Source organism: Nostoc sp. (genome assembly GCF_036916975.1).
Lineage (GTDB): Bacteria > Cyanobacteriota > Cyanobacteriia > Cyanobacteriales > Nostocaceae > Nostoc.
The window spans coordinates 19,671-42,300 of sequence record NZ_JBALFF010000098.1; the positions used below are offsets into that span (position 1 = coordinate 19,671).

The 22,630-nt window shown below is 41.8% G+C and carries 24 protein-coding genes and 1 pseudogene; 7 read left to right on the forward strand and 18 right to left on the reverse strand.

Annotated features, from left to right (window positions below; all coding sequences use genetic code 11):
• Window positions 1-315: 315 nt before the first annotated feature.
• Window positions 316-1,587 carry a glycosyltransferase family 4 protein gene (locus tag V7K73_RS24375; RefSeq protein ID WP_334883847.1) on the reverse strand — a complete coding sequence of 424 codons (1,272 nt, stop codon included), beginning with the start codon at window positions 1,585-1,587 and terminating at the stop codon, window positions 316-318.
• A gap of 288 nt (window positions 1,588-1,875) precedes the next feature.
• Between V7K73_RS24375 and V7K73_RS24380 the strand changes: the two genes are divergently transcribed.
• The 6 genes from V7K73_RS24380 to V7K73_RS24405 all read left to right on the forward strand — a co-directional run bounded on the left by V7K73_RS24380 (window position 1,876) and on the right by V7K73_RS24405 (window position 8,586).
• The gene (locus tag V7K73_RS24380; protein WP_334883849.1) at window positions 1,876-3,054 is read left to right on the forward strand and encodes a DNA cytosine methyltransferase; all 1,179 of its coding nucleotides are present in this window, start codon (window positions 1,876-1,878) and stop codon (window positions 3,052-3,054) included.
• Between the two features lie 170 nt (window positions 3,055-3,224).
• Window positions 3,225-3,905 carry a deoxyribose-phosphate aldolase gene (deoC, locus tag V7K73_RS24385; RefSeq protein ID WP_229554255.1) on the forward strand — a complete coding sequence of 227 codons (681 nt, stop codon included), beginning with the start codon at window positions 3,225-3,227 and terminating at the stop codon, window positions 3,903-3,905.
• Window positions 3,906-4,010: 105 nt separating this feature from the next.
• Complete coding sequence (recO, locus tag V7K73_RS24390; RefSeq protein ID WP_334883851.1) at window positions 4,011-4,940, forward strand: DNA repair protein RecO; 930 nt, start codon at window positions 4,011-4,013, stop codon at window positions 4,938-4,940.
• The gene (locus V7K73_RS24395; RefSeq protein WP_334883901.1) at window positions 4,927-6,564 is read left to right on the forward strand and encodes an MFS transporter; all 1,638 of its coding nucleotides are present in this window, start codon (window positions 4,927-4,929) and stop codon (window positions 6,562-6,564) included. Before recO ends, V7K73_RS24395 begins: the two co-directional genes overlap by 14 nt.
• A gap of 327 nt (window positions 6,565-6,891) precedes the next feature.
• A complete protein-coding gene (locus V7K73_RS24400; RefSeq protein WP_334883853.1) occupies window positions 6,892-8,040 on the forward strand; it encodes a glycosyltransferase family 4 protein in 1,149 nt (382 codons plus the stop codon).
• Between the two features lie 99 nt (window positions 8,041-8,139).
• A complete protein-coding gene (locus tag V7K73_RS24405; protein ID WP_334883903.1) occupies window positions 8,140-8,586 on the forward strand; it encodes a DUF29 domain-containing protein in 447 nt (148 codons plus the stop codon).
• A gap of 69 nt (window positions 8,587-8,655) precedes the next feature.
• On the opposite strand, the gene V7K73_RS24410 is transcribed toward V7K73_RS24405, so the two are convergent.
• The 10 genes and pseudogenes from V7K73_RS24410 to V7K73_RS24455 form a co-directional block, all read right to left on the reverse strand.
• Window positions 8,656-8,892: a hypothetical protein gene (locus V7K73_RS24410; protein ID WP_118167601.1), complete on the reverse strand. Its 237-nt coding sequence runs from the start codon at window positions 8,890-8,892 to the stop codon at window positions 8,656-8,658.
• Window positions 8,889-9,245: pseudogene (locus V7K73_RS24415) on the reverse strand (putative toxin-antitoxin system toxin component, PIN family); the annotation flags it as partial. The pseudogene V7K73_RS24415 and the gene V7K73_RS24410, both read right to left, overlap by 4 nt.
• A 132-nt stretch (window positions 9,246-9,377) precedes the next feature.
• Window positions 9,378-10,193 (reverse strand): peptidase, encoded by an 816-nt coding sequence (locus tag V7K73_RS24420; protein ID WP_334883855.1) that lies wholly within the window; start codon window positions 10,191-10,193, stop codon window positions 9,378-9,380.
• Between the two features lie 10 nt (window positions 10,194-10,203).
• The gene (gene secG, locus V7K73_RS24425) at window positions 10,204-10,437 is read right to left on the reverse strand and encodes a preprotein translocase subunit SecG (RefSeq protein ID WP_229554260.1); all 234 of its coding nucleotides are present in this window, start codon (window positions 10,435-10,437) and stop codon (window positions 10,204-10,206) included.
• Window positions 10,438-10,579: 142 nt separating this feature from the next.
• Complete coding sequence (gpmI, locus tag V7K73_RS24430) at window positions 10,580-12,178, reverse strand: 2,3-bisphosphoglycerate-independent phosphoglycerate mutase (protein WP_334883858.1); 1,599 nt, start codon at window positions 12,176-12,178, stop codon at window positions 10,580-10,582.
• A gap of 221 nt (window positions 12,179-12,399) precedes the next feature.
• Window positions 12,400-14,085: an ABC-F family ATP-binding cassette domain-containing protein gene (locus V7K73_RS24435; protein WP_334883860.1), complete on the reverse strand. Its 1,686-nt coding sequence runs from the start codon at window positions 14,083-14,085 to the stop codon at window positions 12,400-12,402.
• Window positions 14,086-14,366: 281 nt separating this feature from the next.
• The gene (locus V7K73_RS24440; protein WP_334883861.1) at window positions 14,367-14,864 is read right to left on the reverse strand and encodes a hypothetical protein; all 498 of its coding nucleotides are present in this window, start codon (window positions 14,862-14,864) and stop codon (window positions 14,367-14,369) included.
• Between the two features lie 216 nt (window positions 14,865-15,080).
• Window positions 15,081-15,665, reverse strand: a complete 585-nt coding sequence (locus V7K73_RS24445; RefSeq protein ID WP_334883863.1) for a hypothetical protein — start codon at window positions 15,663-15,665, stop codon at window positions 15,081-15,083.
• The gene (locus V7K73_RS24450) at window positions 15,610-16,068 is read right to left on the reverse strand and encodes a DUF29 domain-containing protein (RefSeq protein WP_334883865.1); all 459 of its coding nucleotides are present in this window, start codon (window positions 16,066-16,068) and stop codon (window positions 15,610-15,612) included. Before V7K73_RS24450 ends, V7K73_RS24445 begins: the two co-directional genes overlap by 56 nt.
• Before the next feature lie 86 nt (window positions 16,069-16,154).
• A complete protein-coding gene (locus V7K73_RS24455) occupies window positions 16,155-16,517 on the reverse strand; it encodes a helix-turn-helix domain-containing protein (RefSeq protein ID WP_104906418.1) in 363 nt (120 codons plus the stop codon).
• Window positions 16,518-16,756: 239 nt separating this feature from the next.
• On the opposite strand from V7K73_RS24455, the gene V7K73_RS24460 reads away from it, so the two are divergent.
• Window positions 16,757-17,200: a hypothetical protein gene (locus tag V7K73_RS24460; protein WP_334883867.1), complete on the forward strand. Its 444-nt coding sequence runs from the start codon at window positions 16,757-16,759 to the stop codon at window positions 17,198-17,200.
• Between the two features lie 143 nt (window positions 17,201-17,343).
• On the opposite strand, the gene prfA is transcribed toward V7K73_RS24460, so the two are convergent.
• From prfA to V7K73_RS24495, 7 genes are all read right to left on the reverse strand, one after another.
• Complete coding sequence (gene prfA / locus V7K73_RS24465; RefSeq protein WP_334883869.1) at window positions 17,344-18,441, reverse strand: peptide chain release factor 1; 1,098 nt, start codon at window positions 18,439-18,441, stop codon at window positions 17,344-17,346.
• Window positions 18,442-18,545: 104 nt separating this feature from the next.
• Entirely contained in the window at window positions 18,546-18,788 is a 243-nt protein-coding gene (gene rpmE / locus V7K73_RS24470) for a 50S ribosomal protein L31 (RefSeq protein WP_069070756.1), read from the reverse strand.
• A gap of 178 nt (window positions 18,789-18,966) precedes the next feature.
• A complete protein-coding gene (gene rpsI / locus V7K73_RS24475; protein ID WP_104906415.1) occupies window positions 18,967-19,383 on the reverse strand; it encodes a 30S ribosomal protein S9 in 417 nt (138 codons plus the stop codon).
• The gene (gene rplM / locus V7K73_RS24480) at window positions 19,383-19,844 is read right to left on the reverse strand and encodes a 50S ribosomal protein L13 (protein WP_334883871.1); all 462 of its coding nucleotides are present in this window, start codon (window positions 19,842-19,844) and stop codon (window positions 19,383-19,385) included. Before rplM ends, rpsI begins: the two co-directional genes overlap by 1 nt.
• Before the next feature lie 87 nt (window positions 19,845-19,931).
• The gene (gene truA, locus V7K73_RS24485) at window positions 19,932-20,780 is read right to left on the reverse strand and encodes a tRNA pseudouridine(38-40) synthase TruA (protein WP_334883905.1); all 849 of its coding nucleotides are present in this window, start codon (window positions 20,778-20,780) and stop codon (window positions 19,932-19,934) included.
• Window positions 20,781-20,897: 117 nt separating this feature from the next.
• Window positions 20,898-21,248 carry a 50S ribosomal protein L17 gene (gene rplQ / locus V7K73_RS24490; RefSeq protein ID WP_094349105.1) on the reverse strand — a complete coding sequence of 117 codons (351 nt, stop codon included), beginning with the start codon at window positions 21,246-21,248 and terminating at the stop codon, window positions 20,898-20,900.
• A 32-nt stretch (window positions 21,249-21,280) separates the two neighbouring features.
• A complete protein-coding gene (locus tag V7K73_RS24495) occupies window positions 21,281-22,228 on the reverse strand; it encodes a DNA-directed RNA polymerase subunit alpha (protein WP_334883873.1) in 948 nt (315 codons plus the stop codon).
• Window positions 22,229-22,630: the final 402 nt, after the last annotated feature.

Sequence of the window (22,630 nt, forward strand, 5' to 3'; positions counted from 1 at the left end):
ATCAAAGATTTCAGTAGGAGCTTGTAAGTAAGTCGGCGCAAATAATCATCACTGGTTTGTAGTTGCGCTAAAGCGCAAGAGGGCGCAACTACGAGCCAAATACAGAGATTTTACTTTTCGTTAGATGGTTTTGTTTTTTCTCGCCGACCTACTTACCCAAAATTAATTAAAAATTATTCTTTTTTCATTAATTTTTAATTTTTAACTTTTAATTAAAAAAAGGTAAACAGGGTACGAAAATCAGGCAGCAACAGCCAGAGCAACTGGAGCAGAATAGTTAGGGTTTTGAGTTTAGCACTTTGTGTAATCTGTAGATTAAACTTCTTGTTTGGTAATTCTTGTGGACTGAATTGCTTCACGAGTTGGCATCAATGAGTAACACAACGACTCATATTGATTTAAAGCTTGCTCAAAAGCATAGTGTTCAACCGCATATTGGCGACTTTTATAACCCAGAGTTTTGACTTTTTCGGGGTTTTGGTACAAATCTAAAATTGCCATTGCTAAAGCTTGAGGATCTTCTGGAGGAACGATAACTCCGCCGCCACTTTGCCTGATAGCTTTTGCTGCCGTACCATTATCGGGGACAGAAGCAACCAAAGCTCGTCCACTGGCAAGTAGCACTTGAATTTTTGACGGCATATTGAAGGATACAACATTTTTCTTTTGCACTACTAAGCCAACATCAGCAGCTGCTAACATTTGTGGCAAAGATTTGCGGGGTTGAAATGGCAGTAGCAAAACATTATCTGCGCCACAGTCTAGACATTCTTGTTGCAATCGCTGTAATCCTTTTGCCTCTCCAACGATGACAAAAACAATATCTGGGATATGGCGCAACACAGAAGCAGCTTTGACAACGCTTTCTAAGCCTTGGGTTAAGGCAATGTTGCCAGAATAAAGTACTACAAATTTGCCATTTAGGTTATGTGCGGCGCGGAAAGGGTTATTTTCTTTAGGCAAAGGGCGGATAAAATTGACATCAACCCAATTGGGAATTTGCACAATTTTGTCAGCTTTTACGCCCTTAGATCGCAAATTGTCCACAAAGCCATCGGCGATGACGCTAATTTTACTGGCAGTGTGGTAAGCAAATTTTTCCAACACTGTAAATAACTTTATAAGCAATTTATTTTTCAGTAGACCGACGTGGACGGCTGCTTCTGGTAATATATCTTGTAGATTTAAAATCACAGGACAAGCACGTAACCATCCTAAAAGAGCAACTGGTACACAGCTTGGCAAGGATGGCGATGTTGAGAGAATAACATCTGGACGCCAACCGACGAGGGCAGGCACAAAACTAGTGACAACGAAACTAGCATCTAGTAAGACTCGATCTAATAGGTTGGGTTGGGGACGAATCCAAACGTAACTGCGTTGAATTTGAACGCCATTTTTATATTCGTTGAGATACCACTTGCCCCGATATTCCTGGTAAATTTGACGCTCAGGGTAGTTGGGCATAGCGGTGACTACGCGCACTTCATGCCCACGCTTCACTAGTCCCTCTGCTAATTCAGTCATCAGTGGGGCAATGCCAATTGGCTCTGGATAGTAGTTGTAGGAGTAAATTAAAATTCGCATAAAAATTAGTCTGAAGTACCCCGGTTTTTTATTGAATGACAAATATTTGTCTTAAACATGATTTGGAGTTTGAAAACTCCTATATTTATTAATTGTGACTTCAGACTCTTTTTATGTCAGGTATTTTCCTTAAAGATTGAGTAAACTTTGATATTAAATACTTAGAGGAACTGTGAATTTTTTTATTATTTAAGCAATCTTAAAATTGTTCATTTTTGATTGGTACGTAAGTATAAACCCTATGTCTTCCGATATTAATTAAGACTGTTTGACGGCAGTAGTTATTGAATGAGCGATCGCCCTTGTATTTTCTCCTTTTTTGCTGGCTCAGGTTTCCTAGATTTAGGTTTTGAAACCAGTGGTTTTAAGGTTGTTTACGTCAATGAAATCTTTCCCCCATTCATGAGTGCATACCGCTATTCACGTCAGGTTCTCAATTTACCGTTGCCAGAATACGGGTATCATGATGGAGAAATAGCAGATGTAACCCAACTTCTCGAAGGGTTACAAACACAACACCTCCGGGAGTTAGTACAAGATTGCCGCAAATCTAATAATATTGTCGGCTTCATTGGCGGTCCTCCCTGCCCTGATTTTTCTATTGGCGGGAAAAATAGAGGACGTTTAGGAGATAATGGCAAGCTTTCTGCTGCTTACGTTGAATTAATTTGCCGCAATCTTCCAGATTTCTTTTTATTTGAGAACGTTAAGGGGTTGTGGAAAACGACAAAGCATCGTTTCTTTTTTGAGTCGCTAAAGCAACAATTACAAGAAGCAGGATATATATTAACAGAGCGGTTAATTAATGCTATCGAATATGGTGTACCCCAAGATAGAGAAAGGATTATTCTGATTGGTTTCCAAAAGAATTTTCTCAAGGATATAGGAATAAAAGTCGGTAGTGAAAAGTTCCTAAATGAAGAAAATTTACCTTGGGACAATCACATTTCATATCCTCAAAAAAAGGTTTTTGCTTATCCTTGGCGTCAGTGCGAACCATTCCAAGAAAATTCGATAATGCCTTGTCCTGATGGCATACCTGAAGAATTAACAGTTGAATACTGGTTTAGAAAAAATAATGTGCTGAAGCATCCCAATGCTGAGAACTGTTTTCAACCAAGGGCAGGGATCACAAGATTTGCTGCTATTGATGAAGGAGATGATTCTAAAAAGTCTTTCAAGCGTCTGCACAGATGGCGTTACTCTCCGACAGCTTGCTATGGAAATAATGAAGTACATTTGCATCCCTATAAAATCCGGCGAATATCTGTGGCGGAAGCTTTAGCTATACAATCTTTGCCTACAAATTTTGTACTTCCAGAGAATATGTCACTCACGAATATGTTTAAGACTATTGGTAATGGCGTACCATATTTGGCATCGAAGGCATTAGCTAAAAGTATTTTTGACTTCTTAGGAACTGGCGTGAAAAGTGCTATTGATATTTCTAAGGTTACTACTGCCTAATGTCAACTTAAACACTTACAATAATTCCGCGACATCTACAAAGCTCACTTCCTAGAAAAGTTAGCAGCTTCTTTTCAGAATAAAGTTCTAATAAATATGGTTTAATATATATATAAGAAATGTTTTAATTTTTTATAAAGTTTAATAATCAATCACTGGCAGAAGACACGATGGCAGCAGACTATCCAAACATTGATATTGCGCCATTTATCGATCACTCCCTCTTAACGCCAACTGCTACTCCAGAGCAGGTTGAGCAGTGGTGTGAAGAAGCATACAGATTCAATTTTGCGGCGGTTTGCTTATTTCCCGCCTATGTCAAACAAGCAGTCGAACTCCTCCACGGCAAGAACCCGAAAGTATGTACGGTGATTGGCTTTCCTTCTGGGGCGACGACTTCAGCAGTGAAACTGTATGAGGCTCAAGAAGCGGCGGATAATGGGGCCACTGAGTTGGATGTGGTAATGAACTTGGGCTGGTTGAAAGCTGGTAAAACTGAAGAAGTCCACCGGGAAATTGCCGAAATTTGTGAAGAGACTGGGCAAACTGTCAAGGTAATTTTGGAAACCAACCTGTTGACAGATGCAGAAAAAAAAATAGCTGCTGAAATAGCTATGGAGGCGGGAGCGGCCTTCTTAAAAACTAGTACAGGTTGGAATGGTGGTGCAACAGTGGCGGATGTACGACTTTTGCAGGAATTGGCAAAAGAAAGAGTAGGAATTAAGGCTTCGGGTGGTATCCACACTATCAATCAAGCTCTAGACTTAATCGTAGCGGGGGCTACTAGATTAGGCACATCTCGCGGTATCGATTTGATCCGCCAGCGCGATAACCTGGGAAAGGGTGAATAGTCATTTGTCCAAAGTCCAATTGTCATTTGTCATTTGTCCGAAGCTAATGACCCTTGACTAATGACTAATGACTAATAACTACTAATGACTAGTGACTAATGACTAATGAGTAGAACCTACAAAGCAACGGGAATTAATCTTAAAACCCAAGTGCTGGGAGAATCGGATAAAATAGTGACGATTTTGACACCAGAATTCGGTCTGATTCGAGCAGTGGCTCCAGGAGCACGCAAGCACAACTCTAGCCTGGGCGGCAGGAGTGGTATGTTTGTTGTGAATGAACTATTGATTGCCAAAGGGCGATCGCTTGATAAAATTACCCAAGCACAAACGTTAAAAACTTATCCTGGTTTAGCTAAAAATTTGGGCAAATTGGCTGCTGGCCAGTATTTAGCAGAAATAGTCTTGTGTCAAGCTTTGAGCGAACAACCCCAAGAAGAACTTTATGAGTTGTTCAATGAACATCTCCATCGGTTGGAGGCGTTATCTAGTGCAAATGCATCTGGGGTTTTGGCTCATCTGGCTCATGGGGTGTTTCACCTTTTAGCATTAGCAGGAGTAACGCCACAAGTGCAAGTCTGCTGCTTATCTGGACACTCCCTCAAGCCAAACTTTACAGACCCCAACTGGCAGGTAGGATTTAGTATCCCTGCGGGTGGAACGGTTTCTTTAGAAGCTTGGGAACGTTTGCGAACAGAGGGTGAGAGGGAGAGGGAAATACAAAGAAATTCATCTTTTTCTCCATTACCCAATCACCCGATTATCCCATTACCTGCAAAACCTGGCTCCCAAACAGTTGTTGTGCATCGGCAAGAAATACCTGTGATTTCTAGTCGTCCGGGTGCTATGGAACTGGCTTTGCTTCAACATCTGTCACAACCAGAGATAATGCAAATTGATGGTGCTAGAGATCGTGACTGGTTATCTGTTGAACAGATTTTGCGCCAGTATGCTCAGTATCAATTAGGTCGCCCTATTCGCTCTGCTACCTTGATCGACTCTTATTTTGCTGCCAACCATGATGCAACCGTCTGATTTGGATAAAAAAATCCTGCCTTTGTCACCAAGCCTCGCTAAAAAACAGAATAGGGGATCAGATCCTACAGTCAGGAATCACTTGAGTGCTGTTTCAAAGTCTACACCTAGTCAAATAAATGGACAAGAAATGTCTCCAAAAGACGTTTCTAAAAATGATCAAAATTCCACAGACCAGATCCCAACAACTGATATTCTAAGTCAATCAGAAACACAATCTGAGGACAAATTAACTACTGCCCAAGGAGATAGCAATGGGCAGATGCCATTAGCTACTATCCCAGAAAAAGAACCACCAACATTAAATGGATCTGGTTCTGGTGGAGAAGTTGGTTCAGGAAATATCAAACAACAGGGGTTTTTGCCTGTATTAAAAAACCCTAATTTCCTGGCTCTTTGGGGTGGTCAAGTTTTCTCGCAACTAGCAGATAAAGTTTATTTGGTGCTGATGATTGCTTTGATTAATACTCAGTTTCAGGCTAGTAATCAAAGTATTAGTGGTTGGGTGTCAGTTTTGATGATGGCTTTTACGATTCCCGCCGTATTGTTTGGTTCCGTTGCTGGGGTGTTTGTCGATCGCTGGTCGAAAAAGGCTGTGCTGGTGGCAACGAATATTTGGCGCGGCATCCTGGTTTTGTCAATTCCCTTTCTGCTGTGGTTGACTCATGACTGGAAACCCATAGGAGTGCTGCCAGTTGGTTTTTTGATCATTCTGGGTGTGACTTTTTTAGTTTCTACGCTGACGCAGTTTTTTGCACCGGCAGAACAGGCGGCAATTCCCTTAATTGTAGAAGAACAGGATTTACTCTCGGCAAATTCGCTTTATACGACAACGATGATGGCATCGGTGATTGTTGGGTTTGCTGTTGGGGAACCATTGTTAGCGATCGCTGATGGACTATGGCTGCAAATTGGTGGTAGTGGTAGTTTGGGCAAAGAATTTTTAGTAGGTGGTAGTTATGCGATCGCAGGAATAATTTTATTCCTCCTAGCAACTAAGGAAAAACACTACCACCCCGATACAGAATTCCCTCACGTATTCTCTGATTTGCGAGATGGTTTTGCCTACCTCAAAGCAAATCATCGCGTCCGCAATGCTTTGCTTCAGCTGATTATCTTGTTTTCTGTTTTTGCAGCATTAACTGTTCTAGCCGTTCGGATGGCGGAAATCATTCCCAACATGAAAGCCTCTCAGTTCGGCTTTTTACTAGCAGCAGGTGGTGTTGGCATCGCTGCGGGAGCAACACTTCTGGGCCAATTTGGTCAACGCTTCTCCTATACCCAACTAAGTTTGTACGGTTGTATGGGTATGGCAGCGTCCCTGATTGGTTTGTCAGTATTTACAACTCAACTTTGGCTAGTCTTGTTACTAGTGGCGCTATTAGGTATCTTTGGGGCGCTAGTAGGAATTCCCATGCAAACCGCAATTCAAACAGAAACACCTCCAGAAATGCGTGGTAAAGTTTTTGGTTTACAAAACAATGTAATTAATATTGCTCTCTCCTTACCTTTGGCATTAGCAGGTGTAGCAGAAACCTTTGTCGGATTACAGGCAGTTTTTTTGGGATTAGCTGCGATCGTTTTTTCAGGAGGCATATTAACTTGGTATAACTCACACAAATAGTTATCAGCTAACAGGAGCTATTATTAATTACTTAAAAGTAATTAATATTTACTTAAAGCTTTTCTGTTCATGGTAAACTGTGGTAAGTGAAAATTTATCTCATACTTGCGGGATATGAATCTGACATTAGTCAGAATAAGTTGTTTAAATATCAGAAATTAACAACTTATAAGTAGAATAAATAAAGCCATAAATCCACTGGTTTAATTAGCTTAAAATAGGCTTTTTAAACTAGATTGTCTTGGGAATCTGTAATAATTAAAAAAACCAGCAAGTATAGCTAGATAAAATAAGATCAAACCCGCTTTTCTTACAGCTAAATAAAGAATGCGTATAGCCTGGATTGGAAAAAAATCACCCTTTTGCGGCAATGTCACCTACAGTCGAGAAATTACAAATGCCTTGCTAGATAGGGGACATCAAGTTAGCTTTCTTCACTTCGCCCAGGAAGAGTCTGAACCTGACAATTGGCCAAATCTTCGAGAGGTTTCCCTCCCTTTTATTTACAAGTCCCAGGTTTATACAATTCCCACTTTTAAAGCGACCAAACTTTTAACTGAGTCGTTGCGAAAAATTAAGCCAGATATAGTCCATGCTTCCTTGACGCTATCTCCTCTAGACTTTTTTCTACCAGAAATCTGTGAGGAACTTAGGTTACCCCTAATTGCCACTTTTCACACACCTTTTGCTGGGAAGGGAGCAAAGCTGATATCGGGAACACAACTTTTGGCTTATCAGCTCTATGCACCTTTTTTAGTTAACTACGATCGCGTGATTGTATTTTCCCAAATCCAGCGAGAATTATTGGCAGGGATGGGTGTAAGGAAAGAAAATATAGCCGTAATTCCCAACGGTGTTGATACCGTTAAGTATTCTCCAGGATTTTCTCAAGTCAAAACAGAATTTAAAGCCGAACGTTTGTTTGTCTATCAAGGCCGAATAGCGCCAGAGAAAAATGTCGAAGCCCTCCTCCGGGCCTGGAAGCAGTCGGCAATGGGGCCTGGTACTAAGTTGCTAATTGTTGGCGACGGCCCTTTAAAGTCTTCTTTAGAGCAATTTTATGGTTCAGAATACGGCATTATCTGGTTGGGATTTGTCGCTGATGAAGACCGACGCATTGACATTTTACGGGGCGCAGATGTATTTGTTTTGCCTTCATTGGTAGAGGGTTTATCCCTATCTTTGTTAGAAGGAATGTCATGTGGGTTGGCTTGTTTGGCAACAGACGTGGGTGCAGATGGAGAAGTATTGGAAAAGGGCGCAGGTATAGTTATTAATACTAAAACGGCGCGATCGCAATTAAGAACCCTCTTGCCTGTATTACAAGACCATCCAGAGTTAACAACCTTACTGGGGCAAAAAGCTAGAGTGCGTGTATTAGACCGCTATACCCTTAGTAAAAATATTACTCTGCTCGAAGAACTTTACAAAGAAGTTTTAGCACAACGACCTCTACCATTAAGTCGTAGAGCTTAGGGAATCCCAGTTGTTACAATGGATAGCGCAGCGTTAACGAGTCAGACCTACGCACAGTCGCTAACGCTTTTCTATAAATTAAAGCTACAAAATCAACAAATGACTGGAATCATCGACATAAAAACATTATATGAATCCAATTACCTGCAATGGTTAGAGGAGACTATTAAATGTCTCAAAAATCGACAATTAGCAGACGTTGACTATGAAAATTTAATAGAAGAATTGGAAGATTTGGCTAAAAATGAAAAAAGGCGAATAAGAAGTTTATTGGAACAGATTATTAGACATTTATTACTTTATCAATATTGGGATTTAGAAAAGCCAAGAAATGCTAATCATTGGGCTGCGGAAATTATTAGTTTTCGTAATCAAATAAATGAAGATTTAAGTGCCAATTTACGCAATTATTTAAATGAGGAGAATTTCAGCAGAATTTATAGCAATGCTTTAGATTATGTTAAGGCTAAAACAAATTTAACCAATTTACCCGAATTATCTCCTTATACCTTAGAGCAAATTTTGGATAAAAATTGGTTGTCTTAATCTTAAATTTTGATTTTTTACACAAAACATATTCATATTTTAACTCAGCAACACCATAAAATTAAGTCACTACAATTTGTCGTATTCTTCTGGTTCTACGTTAGGCACTTTATTCAAAACTTGCTGAAATTTTTCCCAACTACCGCTTTTGGCTTTTTCTTCCAAATAGTCTTTGGTCATCCATGCGGAAACTTGTGCAGATAAAGCAATAGTTGCAAGTTGTTCAATAGAAATATTTTCTCTGGCTGCTAAAGCTTCAATTTGTTTATATAAAGATTCGGGTAGCTGTACATTTAAGTTAGTCATGGGATTTCTTCTACTATTTGCAAGAATTCTTTAGGTGAAACTACTCTCAGTCCAAATATTTGAGCGGCTTGTAAATCTTTTTGATTGTAAGTGATGATAAAGTCGGCTTGGCATTCAACAGCTAAATCGATGAGAAAATCATCATCAGGATCGCGTGCTACTGGACGCCATAAATAGAAAATGCTACATCTATTAGCGATTCTACAAATAGCTTTAATAACGTTGTCAATATCTTCATCGCTCAATCCAAGCTGCTGTTTTTCTCGTTTGAGAATTTCTTCATACTCGAAGACTAAGGTGGTAGAGACATTCAACTGCCAACGCCTATCATTAAGTATTGTTAATAATTTGTAAGATGCACCACGGTTAGATCATAAACCAGAAAGCAGTACATTAGTATCAAGTACAATTTGGTACGGATTTGTCATTATTTCGCTATTACTAGCATTTTTTCCATAGTGACGAGCTTATAGTCTACCTATCGATCAATTAATATTTGAATTATCCACTAAAGACCATCCTAAACTGGTTGGCTGTTCATAAACCCGCTTTAAAGTATTTACATCTCTAGAAGAAATAGGCGGCGGTTGACGAACTTGGGAAAAGTATAGCGCATCAGTTTGTAGCGGACTATGACCCCAAATTCCCAGCGCATGACCGAATTCGTGGCGGGTAGCTGCAATGAGATACTCACCTGTTTGGCTGGGGCTTAACAAGATGGTGAAGCGGTGGGATAAAACTTTGTTGCTGGTGTATAACTCGTAAGTAGTTTGTGCCGATCGCGCACGAGGTATATTACTACCAGGGGAAATTTGTAAAGGTGGCGCTTTTCGTGCGATCGTAATATCAGCAATTTCTGGGTGTTGGACTATTGTTAAAGGTAAATAATTACTCCAATCCTGTACACCTTGTAATACAGCGTTAACCCATACTTGAGCTTGTTTTTCGCTAATGGCTTTTGGTGGTTCTACGTAAACTCGAATAGGAAATTGCGACCACACTAAATAACCTACTTGGGTTGTTGTGACTTGAGAAAAGTAGTCACCACTGTTTGTGCTATCTTGCCAGTGTGCAAGTGTGGGTGGTAGGGGATGGGGTTTTAGTGGAGATGATGGAGGGAGAGAGATTATTAAGTTTGAATATGCAGATTTTGGTATTCTTGTAAACCCATCACTCGACTGAAGATTAGTAAAAATGATTAACAGCCCTGTGCCAATAAACAAGGCAAGAGCTGTAATTAACCGTGGTGAAATTAAATTTATTAGAGTGTTAAGTATGGGATTTTGGGTTTTTTTCCCCATTGGCTTATCCTTATTTAGGTAGCCAACCAGCACTTAAAACTACTGTTAAACCCATAAAAATTACTGTCAATGCCCAAGTAATTCGGTTTAAGGTGTTTTCTGCACTCTTGGTGCTGCTAAATAGCTGGGCTTGTCCACCAATAGCCCCAATGCCATCACCTTTGGGACTATGCAGTAAAACTAAGATAATCAAACCAGTGGCGGAAAACGCCCAAATGCCTTGCACGATATTAGAAACTGTCATGGTAGGAATCTCATTTATAAAAATTTTTCAAACAGGGAGTTAGGGTTGGGGGTTGGGAGTTAGGAGTTAGGAGTTAGGAGTTAGGAGTTGGGAGTTAAGAAAGTTTTAATTCATCACTCCTCACTATTAACTCCTAACTGTTTTACAGTCCTACTTGTACGGGGGTGCGAGTGCGTTGCAACTCATATTCTGCTGTTTTCAGCAGCGATCGCCCGGTCATTTCTGGTGGCTGAGGCAGCTGTAAAATCTCTAGAATTGTGGGGGCGATGTCGGATAGCTTACCATCGCTTCGCAGTTCGACATTTGTACCATATCCAGGGATTTTAACTCTTTCTCCTTCTACCAAGATGAAGGGGACTGGGTTAGTAGTATGAGCTGTCCAGGGATTACCCCCTTCATCTAGCATATACTCAGCGTTGCCGTGATCGGCAGTAATAAGTGTTGTACCACCGGCTTTAATAACGCTCTCTAACAAGCGTCCCAAACAGCGATCAACTGTTTCAATTGCTGTAATGGTAGCGTCGATTTGACCAGTATGCCCTACCATGTCTGGGTTAGCATAGTTAATCACAACTAGGGAATATATACCCTTTTGAATTGCTGCGATCGCAACATCTGTAACTGCTGCTGCTGACATTGCTGGGGCGTGATCGTAAGTCGCTACCATCGGGCTGCTTACTAATTCCCGATCTTCGCCAGCAAAAGGTTCTTCCAGACCCCCATTAAAGAAATAGGTGACGTGGGCATATTTTTCTGTTTCGGCGGTGCGGAACTGATTCAGGCTATGATTGGCTATCACTTCTCCCAGAATATTACTGAGGTTCTGAGGCTCAAAGGCTACAGCCACGGGTAAGTCTGAATCATACTGCGTAAAGGTGACAAAAGACAGTGGTCTGATTTGCTGTCTTTCAAAACCATTAAATGTGGGACTGACCAAAGCTTGAGTTAGTTGTCTGGAGCGATCGGGGCGGAAGTTGAAAAATATCACCCCATCCCCTGGTTCTATTGCGCCTGGAGCAATTCGGATTGGGTTGACAAATTCATCTTTTACCCCTTCGGCGTAAGATGCTTGCAAGATTTCTACAGCCGTGCGATTATCAACCAGACCATCTTGGGTCATCACGTCGTAGGCGCGTTTTACTCGATCCCAACGGTGATCGCGATCCATTGCGTAGTAGCGACCGCTGAGGGTGACTATGCGCCCAATTCCTACGCGGTCTATATAATTTTCCAGCAGTGTGATTGCTCTTACACCGTCAGTTGGGGCGGTGTCACGACCATCGGTAATGGCGTGGATACAAACTTCTGGAATTCGCTCTTTCTTGGCTAAGTCAAGTAGTCCGAATAGATGGGTGATATGAGAATGTACCCCTCCCTCAGAACAAAGCCCGACTAGATGCAGCTTACTATTCCGAGAGCGAACTTCCTGGCAAATTTTGACGAGTGCTGGGTTTAAGGCAATAGAACCGTCTTCGACCGCATCAGAGATGCGTACCAGTTCTTGCGGTACAACTCGCCCAGCACCAATGTTCAAATGACCAACTTCCGAGTTGCCCATTTGACCCTCTGGCAACCCTACGGCTTTTCCTGATGTGCGGATGAGGGTATGGGGGTAAGCTGCCCATAAACTTTCCATAATGGGAGTTTTAGCAGCAACAATAGCATTTCCTCGCTTCTGGTCGCAGTAGCCCCATCCGTCTAAAATGACTAGCACCACAGGAGCAACAGGTGCTTTGGTCATAGTAAAATTGCCCTTTACTTTTTGTAATATCCGAATGATACCACTGCTAATCCACGCCGCAAGTGAATTTTTGCTTATTAATTTCTTTTATGAAAGACTTACAGTTTTCTGAAGGATTTTTTAAACTTTAGCAATTTTTATGTAATTTTGTCGAGCGCTAATAACAACTGATTACTTAGTAGTAGCATTTTACCACTACTACTAAGTTTGTAGTCAATCTCTTATTTCTTTTTACTGGAAGCTTTTGTAGCTTTTTTAGCAGCCTTTTCAGCCGCGATCGCAGCTAACTTGGCTTGTTCTTTTTCTTCGGCAATTTTTTGGAGATAATAATGATAGTCTCCTAAGTAAACCCGGAATTCCCCATCACGAATTTCGACGATTTTGTTAGCTACTTGAGAAATAAAGTAGCGATCGTGGGAAACTACAATTGCCGTACCATCATAATTTTTGAGAGCTTCTTCCAGCATTTCTTTCGCTGGAATATCTAGATGGTTTGTCGGCTCATCTAAAATTAGTAGGTTCGCGGGACGCAAGAGCATTTTTGCCAACGCCAAACGAGCTTTTTCTCCTCCACTTAATGCCCCAACTGCCTTAAATACAGTATCACCAGTGAATAAGAAGCGTCCCAAAAGCGTGCGGACTTCTTGATTATCCCAATCGGGAACTTCATCATGGATAGTTTCCATGACAGTTTTCTTCAAGTCCAAAGCTTCAGCTTGATTTTGCTCAAAGTAACCGGGAATAACATTGTGATCCCCTAATTGAACGCTACCTTCTGTGGGTGGTTCCATACCCATAATTACGCGCAGAAGGGTAGATTTTCCAGCACCGTTGGGGCCAAGAAAGGCAATGCGATCGCCTCTTTCAATTAACAGATTTGCTGCCAAAAACAGGATTTTATCACCATAAAGATGAGTTAAATCTTTAATGTCTACTACCTCGCGTCCACTGCGGGGTGCAGGGGGAAAACGGAAGTGGAGAGTTCTTACCCCACCAATCGGTGCTTCAATCCGCTCGATTTTGTCGAGTTGCTTTTCTCGGCTTTTTGCTTGGGTACTGCGGGTAGCACTGGCGCGAAATCGATCAACAAAGGTTTGCTGCTTCTCTAATTCTTTCTGCTGGCGTTCGTAAGCACTCAGTTGTGCTGATTGACTTTCGGCTTTTTGTTCTAAATATGCCGAGTAGTTACCAAGGTAGGTACTGGAAACGCCACGTTCCGTTTCCACAATTTGGGTGCAGAGGCGGTCAAGGAACTCCCGGTCATGGGAGACTATTACCATCGGCGTAATCAGCCCTCTGAGATAATTTTCTAACCACTCAATGGTTTCTAAATCTAGGTGGTTAGTCGGTTCATCCAGCAGCAACAAGTCGGGTTTTTGCAGGAGAATTTTACCCAAACTCATCCGCATTTGCCAACCACCACTAAAGGCACTGACGAGGCGATCGCCATCTTCTAGCCCAAACCCCATCTCTGGTAAAATTTTCCCGATGCGTGCATCTAAGTTGTAGCCATCCAAGGCTTCAAATTTACGCTGCAACCGATCCAATTTGTCGATCAGTCGATCCAGTTCGTCTGGGTTAGCCGTTTCCATCTCTTGTGGCACATGCGCCAGAGATAACTGTACTTCGTTGGCTTCTTTAAAGACAGTCCAAAATTCTTCTCTAACGGTGCGGGTGGGGTCTACTTCAAATTCTTGGTTGAGGTAGGCTATATGTAAGCTATTAGGACGGATGATTTCGCCTGCGGTGGGTTCAATTTCCCCAGAGATGATTTTGAGTTGGGTAGATTTTCCAGCACCGTTGACACCGACTAAGCCAATGCGATCGCCTGGTTTAACTTCCCAGTTGATATCTTTGAGAACTTCGCCTGTGGGATAAATTTTACTTATATGTTCTAGTCGCAGCATTAAGTTTCTCTCAGGTAGGGAGTGGGTGGTTGAGGACGAAGTACTAACACCGCCTCTAATATTAACAAAAATTAACTATAATTTCGTTGCGATCGAGTTCGGGAGGCGCAAACCAAATTTGGCTTGAGCCACGGACAAAATTTACCACATCGATCTTAAGGCTGACTTTGTGTTACTTGTCTAACTTCTTCGACACTGAAATCAAATGCCTCAGCCACTTCTTCCACTGTCACCCCCAATTTCAATAAGGTGGGTATTAATTGAATATTTTAATTTGCTGTTCAAGTGTTACTTTGTTGTTCAGAGCCATCTCGTACTTCCACTAACCGCTCTTTTCCCATCCCTAATATACGTGATAATGGCGCTAACAAACTATCATCAAATGCTTGTCCAGCATAAATATTATTTAGTTCAGTGGGGGATAATTTAAAAGTATCGCAGAATTTAGTAAACTCTTGGTTACTCAAGTCAAGCTCTTTTTGCCTATCTTGGAGTAAAACTGCGATCGCTCTAATTCCATGCTTTGGACGTTCACTAGTTTTTATATATTTATCCATTAAATAATAGACTTTTCTCGGATCGCCTCCCAGTTTTTTAATTAAATCAGTACAAGCCATTTTTAGTGCTTTCTTTAAAACTTCTTCTTCGTTTAAAAACTTAATAATTTCGCTAGCATATTCTGGTTTAAAAAATCCCACCAAATTCCCTTGATGATAAACTGGTATATAAGGATTATTTGTTTCAAGTTGCCAATCTAAAGGCTCATTGCGTAGCGACATAGCTGCACCCCTAAATATTTTAAGATTGCACCATTTTAAAACCATTTATTGTTTAACTGCCAGTCAAATACTCTAGCACTGGCGATTAGAAATCGCATCTATACAGACAAAACCCACCTCCGTGGGTTTCAACTTGCTGGAGTCCACGCAGACGGACTTAGTTTGTGCAGCCGTTATGTATTTCTACCAAGAAGATAAATATAGAAATATTATTAATTACTTGTCAAATCGCAGATGAAGAATATCTCCTATAACGCCAAATATATCTGGTTTAATACCAAAGAAAGATGGTTTAAATTCTACATATTGGTTTAACCAATACCATGAGGTTTTCCATTGTTGCTCATCTACAAATTTATTGGTAGTATTACTATTAATAGATGATGAAAGTTGTCTCATGAAATTAACAAGAGCATCTTTACCACTATTGTCTACTTTTTCAAGAAAATCTGCTGAAAATATAACTAAATTAATATCTTTAGGATTTATTTGTTTGGTAGAAGATTCATCAATTTCTGAAGGTAAACGATTACATAATACTAATGCTGGTAATGTGTTATCTTTAAAACTAGGTTGTCCTATTTTGGGATCTATTTTTCCTAATTTACTATCTATTACACTATTATAAAAGGACAAGTTATCATGCCCTCTTACAGCCAAACTTTTTAGACCAATATTTGTAGCAAAAGTATCATAATGCCCTAAAGTTTTATTTTTAAAATGAGCTTCATAAAAATGGTAGTAATTATCCTTCCCAGTCTTGACGAGTATCGCACAGAAAATTGTCTGCGATCGCCTCATCAAATAAATAGCAACAATGCTCTGGAAAAGTTCGTAATGGTAAGTTAGTTTCTCGTAGCGCCAAATCGACTCCCGCTTCAAAGCCATCCAACAAGGCTTTTTCTATTCGAGACTTTAAGCTAGGGTTCTGTCGCAAATGCCTACCGATGGCGCGACGCTGTTCTCGAATTGTTAAAAACCAATTACGACAGCGTTGTTCGGGTTGATGCTCCCATTTCAAGAGATGACCGAGTAACACACTCAGACGACTCACGAGTTCTCGATACTCCTGTCTCCCCAAAGCTTGAATTTCCTCTTGCAGGTGTTCCCAGTCTAGTTCCATAACTAGCCTCTGCTCTAACGCTTTAGCCTGCTCCTGTGTCCAACCATAGAAGTCTTTATCATACAAAAAAGCTTTGTCCATAAAGTTGAATCTTGACAAGCAGTAAGCGTCATTACGAATTACGTTCGCGCAGCGTGCCGGAGGCTCTATTACGAATTACGAATTATTCAACTAGCCTTCGCTTCATCCCCGGATGCTTCAGCAACAGCCGCCAATCTATCTGCCGCAGCTTGGACGATTTGAGCCACTTGGGCCAAAGGCATGTGCTGGATTTGTCTAAGAATCAGACTCAAATCTGAGGTTTCTGGAATTGGCTTGCCATCAATGCAGCTAATTAACTCTTCCATTGTGTAGCCTGCTTTAGATGCGATTTGAGCCAAATTTTCTGTATCTGGCACCTTCACACCTTTTTCCCACATTTGAACGGCAGTAGCAGATACTCCCAAAAGCTTACCAAACGCTCGCTGACTCATTGAACCGCGAGCTAGTTTAATGATTTCAATCAGTTTTTGTTTGCTTTCGATCTTCACTGCTTATATAGCTAGCCAACTGTATTTACAAGTTTACTTTCAATATTACAAGTTTACTTTTATATTGACAGCCTTGTGTTTTAGTACTAAACTATATCTTTAGTTGTAAAATGACAACTACAGGTATCAAGCTAGTAGACGAACCCATCTATCTTTAATCAAACCAAAAAACTTAGTTTGTTACGGCGCTTGTGCTAGTAGCTCAACTTTGCTGCGAAGAAATATATCGAAGGTGCATCATGTTTGGCAAGCCACGCAAAACTAATCAATATCGCCGCAAGGGTCGAAATCTTATAGCCACTAATAAAATTAAACCAGAACAGTGGCACATTTCCGAGGCTGAAGCGAAAGAAGCCTTAAAAGTTAAAGGCTACGACGTTAAGCAAATCAAAAAAATCCACCGTCTGAAGCATCAAGTGTGTATTTCCTACTGGGATGCAAAAGGCAATATATGCAGCAGCTTTTTTAGTTACCGGATTTTTGCGCGTTGGCAAAAGGAAGTAGAAAAGTTAATTTATACCTGTCAAACCCTGAAGGAATGGGCAAGGCTAAATTACCTTATGAAGTACGAATTTGCTTATTACCATTATCCCAGTGAAATGGAAGATGCACTCCACGCAATATTAGAAAACCACCTATGTGTGTTACAAGCAACAGTACAGCAAGTGGTTTTACAGGAATAGTTTCAGCTAGTGGTATTTAGCCCCGGAAGATCCCCCCAACCCCCCTTAAAAAGGTTGGCTTTAATTCCCTCCTTTTTAAGGAGGGTTAGGGAGGAGCAAGTCTTAACTGATATTGGGTTTTACAGGGTATTTAACAGCAAAAATTAGTTAGCCGCAGAAGTCGCTAATTCCGCAAGACGTTCCTGTTGGTCTAGAGATATACAAGATTGGATAAGCGTCTCTAAATCACCTTCCAAAACAGGGTTAAGAGAATAATTCTGACCTAACCGATGATCGGTAGCCCGGTTATCTTTATAATTATAGGTGCGAATTTTTTCCGATCGCGACCCTGTACCAACTTGCGATCGCCGCATGGAAGTTACAGCTTCTTGTTGTTCGCGTAACTTCATCTCATACAACTTCGCCCGCAAAATTTGCATCGCCCGTTCTTTGTTTTGCAACTGGCTGCGTTCTTCTGTACAGAAAATGCGTATTCCCGTCGGTTTATGCATCAAGTCGGCGGCTGTTTCCACCTTGTTGACGTTTTGCCCACCAGCACCACCAGAACGGGCTGTAGTCATTTCAATATCTTTCGGGTCAATGTGAATTTCCACATCGTCCACCTCTGGCATAATCGCTACCGTAGCTGTGGAAGTATGAACCCGTCCCCCAGATTCAGTTGCAGGCACCCGCTGCACACGATGCACTCCAGCTTCAAACTTTAACTGGCTGTAAACGTCATTACCTTTAATTTCGAGAATGACCTCTTTCCAGCCACCCATTTCTCCTCGAGATTCGCTCACAAGAGAAACTTTCCAACCTTGAGTCTGGGCATAGCGGGTGTACATTTGCATCAAATCCCCAGCCCAAATACTTGCTTCATCGCCACCAGTACCAGCGCGAATTTCCAACATGATATTCTTTTCATCATTGGGGTCGCGTGGTAGCAGTAAGACTTTCAAGCGAGACTCTAAATATTCTATTTTTTGTTCAAGTTCCTTTACTTCCAGTGCTGCCATTTCTTGCAACTCTGGGTCACTCGCAGATTCTTTGTAAACTTGACGCGCTCCGGTCAAGTCTTCTTGGGCTGTTTTCCAAATCTCGTATGTATTAACTACCTCTTCCAAAGAAGAACGAGACTTAGCAATTTCTTGATACTCATCAGGATTGCTAGCGGTATCGGGGTCGCCAAGACGACGTGTTAACTCATTAAAGGTTTGTTCAACGGATTTGAGTTTATCCAGTAAGTATGATTCAGCCATGACCAGTGCGATCGCTCCTTAAAAAAATAACAAATTGGCTCGAGCATATAAATGAAAATCGACCCAGCTGATGCAGGGCCGTCGTTAACAGCAGAGCCAACTCGCTACTTTTTGTCTTGTTCGTCGCCAGATGTTTGAGTGCTGCTCATGCCGTACTTGCGGAGGAAGCGCTCAACTCGACCTTCAGTGTCAATAATCTTCTGAGTGCCTGTGTAAAAGGGGTGATTTCCAGACCAAACATCTACATGCAATTCTGGCTTAGTAGAGCCAATGGTCATAACAACTTGACCGTTGCAGTAAACTTTAGCATCTGGATACCACTTGGGGTGAATATCAGCTTTAGCCATTGTTTTTTTGTGATGAATCTATATCAATTATATCTTTCAGGTTTCATTCAATTGCAGCTAGGGAGTGGGGAGATGAGGAAGTGGGAGAAACCAATGCCCCATGCCCCATGCCCCATCCCCACTTGCCCTGAGCGAAGTCGTTCGCGTAGCGTCTCCAAGAGTTGGGATGCCCAATTCCCTAACGTTTAGAGTACTGAGGCGCTTTCCGGGCTTTATGTAAACCATATTTCTTCCGCTCTTTGGCTCTCGGATCACGAGTCAAATAACCTTCGGTTTTCAAAGGTGGGCGGTTGTCTGGGTCTAGTTGGCACAAAGCACGAGCAACTCCCAAACGGACAGAATCAGCCTGTCCGGTCAAGCCGCCGCCTTCTGCTTTCACCAAAATGTCATATTCGTTTTCTAATCCCAGAGTTTCCAAGGGTGCTTTGATCACTCCCAGATAGTTGGGGTTAAATTGGAAATACAAGGTTCCATCTTTACCGTTCACAATCAGTTGACCGGTGCCTGGAACCAAGCGTACCCGTGCTACTGCGTTCTTACGACGACCAGTACCCCAGTATACGGCGCGACCGCTATTAGCATCTGCTACTACCATTAATTTTCTTCTCCAGGAATTGTACTAACTTTTAGTTCTTTAGGTTTTTGAGCATCATGGGGATGGGTAGGACCTGCGTAAACTTTCAGCTTGGTGAACAACTGCTTACCCAGACTACTTTTAGGTAGCATCCCTTTAACAGCTTGTTCTAAAATCCGCTCTGGTATGCGGTCTTGCAGTTTAGCGAAAGTTTCCGTTTTCATCCCACCGGGGCGACCAGAATGGCGACGGTAAAGCTTTTGAGTGCGCTTTTTGCCTGTAACTGCTACTTTCTCAGCATTGATGATGATTACGAAGTCACCTGTATCTAGATGAGGTGTATATTCGGGTTTCTTTTTGCCTCTCAATACCTGTGCGACTTCGCTGGCGAGGCGACCGAGGCGTTTATCGGTGGCATCTACTATGTACCACTCACGCTCAAGGGACGCTTGAGAAGGAAGGTATGTTTTACTCGTTGTCATTTGTCATTTGTCCTTTGTCATTTTTAATTTGTCATTAGTCATTTGTTATTTGTCCTTTGTCCCTTGTCAGTTGTCCTTTGTTATTCACTAGTGACCAATGACTAATGACTCTTGACTAGTGACGAACTTTGGCAAGGTGTCGTACCAAATCTCTTTTGGAAAGGGAAAATCTGGATAGCCGACTCGCAACAAGCATAAACCTTGGGGCGGTGCGGCGTGTTTCACTTCTTCTCGACGTTGTTCTTTCCAGAGTTCGGTGAAGCTAGAAAGTGTCCGTTCTTCAGAACCTACTTGTACCAGCATCCCTACCAACAGCCGTACCATGCCATACAAAAATCCATCTGCCTGTATTTCAATATGGATAAATGGCCCACTGCGACGACACTCTGCTGCTTGCACCTCTACCCAGGAATGCGATCGCTTTGAGCCTGCACGGTGAAAAGCAGCTAAGTGATGCTTTCCCAACAGAGGTTTCAAGGCAGCTTCAATTAAAGATTCATCCAGGGGTGCATAATAATAATGCCAACTGAAGGGTCTTACAAACAAGTTAAGTCGATCTTCAGTATATATTGTGTAGCGATACCGTCGATAGGCTGCACTAAAGCGAGCGTGCCAACGGTTATCGACACTAGCTGAAGCCCTGATTAATATATCTGGCGGCAGATAGCTATTTAGGATTGTTGCCCACTTGTGAGGCGGAATTAAACCTGTTGCTTCAAAATGGGCTACTTGAGCAGCAGCATGAACTCCAGAATCGGTTCGTCCGGCACCGTGTAATGTTACATGATACCCAAGAATAGTAGCGATCGCTCTTTCTATCTCTTCTTGGACAGTCCGTTGTTTTTTTTGCCGTTGCCAGCCATGAAAATGAGTGCCCAGGTATTGGATTACCAAGGCTACTCGATGAGTTTGTGTAGGCTGGTGGCTTTCTAACATACAGATTTTGTCCTTTGTCATTTGTTTTTTATCATTTGTCCTTTATCAGTTGTCCTTTGTTATTCACTAATGACCAATGACTAATGACTGATGACTAATAACTAATGACTAAATGACTTAAACCAATTCAATTATGGCCATTTTGGCATTATCACCCCGACGCGGTACAGTCCGCAGGATGCGGGTATAACCGCCCTGGCGATCGCCATATCGAGTTGGAGCTTGCTCAAATAGAGCGTGAACCAGTTGTTTGTCGAATATATAGCCAAGGGCTTCCCGACGTGCTGACAAGGAGCCATTTTTGGCTAGGGTAATCATTTTTTCCACTTCACTTCGGAGAACTTTCGCTCTAATTAAAGTGGTGGTGATCTTACCATGACGGATCAACTCGGTGGCGAGCGATCGCAATAAAGCACGACGTTGATCGGCTGGTTTACTGAGTTTTTTGACGCGACAACGGTGACGCATAATTATGCACTATGAGTTATGAACGGTTTTTCTTAAGGGTGTTTAGAGCCTCTTTCCATTGGCAGGGTGATGCCCAAGCGTCGCTGCAAAGCTTCCACGACTTCTTCTGCTGATTTCTGACCAAAGTTCTTAATTTCTAAGAGGTCTTCTTGGGTATAATCCAACAAATCTGCCACAGAGTTAACTTGTGCGCGTTTGAGACAGTTATAAGCCCGTACAGAAAGTTGCAACTCTTCGATGGGTATCTGGGCAGTTGGGTCGTCTGGAATGTCCGAGCCTGTGTCTGTTGGTTCTAGGGAGATGTCTTTCAACGGGTTGAATAAATCTACCAAGATCCCAGCGGCCGAAGATAGTGCTTCTTGGGGGGAAATACTGCCATTTGTCCAAACTTCCAACAGCAGTCGGTCTTTTGGAATCAAGCCTTCCCCACGAGATTCTTCAACACTATAATTGACTTTTCGCACCGGCATAAATATTGAGTCGATTTGCAGAAAGTCCAACGATGTGGCTTCCTCACGTCCTCGCTCTACGGTGCGATAGCCTTTGCCTTTCTCGATCCGAAATTCCATTTCCAGCTTTCCACCCTCAGCGATAGTGGCTACATACTGGGTCGGATCGATGACTTCTACTTCACTAGGTAAATCAAAATGCGCCGCAGTGATTGTTGCTGGACCTGTAACGAGTAATCTACCAATCTGAGGCTGCGAGGAATAGTTTTTTAGGATAACTTCCTTCATTTTCATGAGGATTTCCAGCACATCTTCCCGCACACCTGGAACTGTGGCAAACTCGTGTGAAACGCCTGCAATCCGCACTGCTGTAACTGCTGTACCTTCTAGGTTGGACAGTAAAACTCGCCGCAGTGCGTTGCCAACCGTTGTTCCTTGACCACGATCTAGAGGTTCCAGAACAAATTTACTGTAATGGTTCCGACTTTCTTCAGTATTAGACTCTACACATTCAATCTGAAACTGCGCCACGGATGAGCCTCCCTTTTTCTAAGGTGCTGCTAGCAGACAAATCAATTGCCTCCCGAATTGACTAAGAATTTTAGATTTTAGATTTTAGATTTTAGATTTTTTGGCTCATGCCCCGCGCCGCAGAATTTTAGATAATGTAATTGCCGATTTGAGATTGAAAGATTTTCCTAATCCAAAATCCAAAATTTAATATCTAAAATTTAAGTGGGCAGAACAAATCCAAAATCTCCAATTTAAAATCTTCAAGCCCCGTACCCTCATGGTCGGGTTCAATCCAAAATCGGAAATCCAAAATCCAAAATTGGTTGACTTTATGTCCTGTAGTCTAGGTTAATCAAACTACTAGTATAAAATTACGGTATAGTTTGACGCTCCTATTGAGCTTACAGGCGCTAATAATAT

Bases quoted from the DNA above. Each gene is read 5' to 3' on its own strand.
- V7K73_RS24375 (WP_334883847.1), bottom strand. From the start codon at position 1,587: ATGCGAATTTTAATTTACTCCTACAACTACTATCCAGAGCCAATTGGC.
- V7K73_RS24380 (WP_334883849.1), top strand. From the start codon at position 1,876: ATGAGCGATCGCCCTTGTATTTTCTCCTTTTTTGCTGGCTCAGGTTTC.
- deoC (WP_229554255.1), top strand. From the start codon at position 3,225: ATGGCAGCAGACTATCCAAACATTGATATTGCGCCATTTATCGATCAC.
- recO (WP_334883851.1), top strand. From the start codon at position 4,011: ATGAGTAGAACCTACAAAGCAACGGGAATTAATCTTAAAACCCAAGTG.
- V7K73_RS24395 (WP_334883901.1), top strand. From the start codon at position 4,927: ATGCAACCGTCTGATTTGGATAAAAAAATCCTGCCTTTGTCACCAAGC.
- V7K73_RS24400 (WP_334883853.1), top strand. From the start codon at position 6,892: ATGCGTATAGCCTGGATTGGAAAAAAATCACCCTTTTGCGGCAATGTC.
- V7K73_RS24405 (WP_334883903.1), top strand. From the start codon at position 8,140: ATGACTGGAATCATCGACATAAAAACATTATATGAATCCAATTACCTG.
- V7K73_RS24410 (WP_118167601.1), bottom strand. From the start codon at position 8,892: ATGACTAACTTAAATGTACAGCTACCCGAATCTTTATATAAACAAATT.
- V7K73_RS24420 (WP_334883855.1), bottom strand. From the start codon at position 10,193: ATGGGGAAAAAAACCCAAAATCCCATACTTAACACTCTAATAAATTTA.
- secG (WP_229554260.1), bottom strand. From the start codon at position 10,437: ATGACAGTTTCTAATATCGTGCAAGGCATTTGGGCGTTTTCCGCCACT.
- gpmI (WP_334883858.1), bottom strand. From the start codon at position 12,178: ATGACCAAAGCACCTGTTGCTCCTGTGGTGCTAGTCATTTTAGACGGA.
- V7K73_RS24435 (WP_334883860.1), bottom strand. From the start codon at position 14,085: ATGCTGCGACTAGAACATATAAGTAAAATTTATCCCACAGGCGAAGTT.
- V7K73_RS24440 (WP_334883861.1), bottom strand. From the start codon at position 14,864: ATGTCGCTACGCAATGAGCCTTTAGATTGGCAACTTGAAACAAATAAT.
- V7K73_RS24445 (WP_334883863.1), bottom strand. From the start codon at position 15,665: ATGAGGCGATCGCAGACAATTTTCTGTGCGATACTCGTCAAGACTGGG.
- V7K73_RS24450 (WP_334883865.1), bottom strand. From the start codon at position 16,068: ATGGACAAAGCTTTTTTGTATGATAAAGACTTCTATGGTTGGACACAG.
- V7K73_RS24460 (WP_334883867.1), top strand. From the start codon at position 16,757: ATGTTTGGCAAGCCACGCAAAACTAATCAATATCGCCGCAAGGGTCGA.
- prfA (WP_334883869.1), bottom strand. From the start codon at position 18,441: ATGGCTGAATCATACTTACTGGATAAACTCAAATCCGTTGAACAAACC.
- rpmE (WP_069070756.1), bottom strand. From the start codon at position 18,788: ATGGCTAAAGCTGATATTCACCCCAAGTGGTATCCAGATGCTAAAGTT.
- rpsI (WP_104906415.1), bottom strand. From the start codon at position 19,383: ATGGTAGTAGCAGATGCTAATAGCGGTCGCGCCGTATACTGGGGTACT.
- rplM (WP_334883871.1), bottom strand. From the start codon at position 19,844: ATGACAACGAGTAAAACATACCTTCCTTCTCAAGCGTCCCTTGAGCGT.
- truA (WP_334883905.1), bottom strand. From the start codon at position 20,780: ATGTTAGAAAGCCACCAGCCTACACAAACTCATCGAGTAGCCTTGGTA.
- rplQ (WP_094349105.1), bottom strand. From the start codon at position 21,248: ATGCGTCACCGTTGTCGCGTCAAAAAACTCAGTAAACCAGCCGATCAA.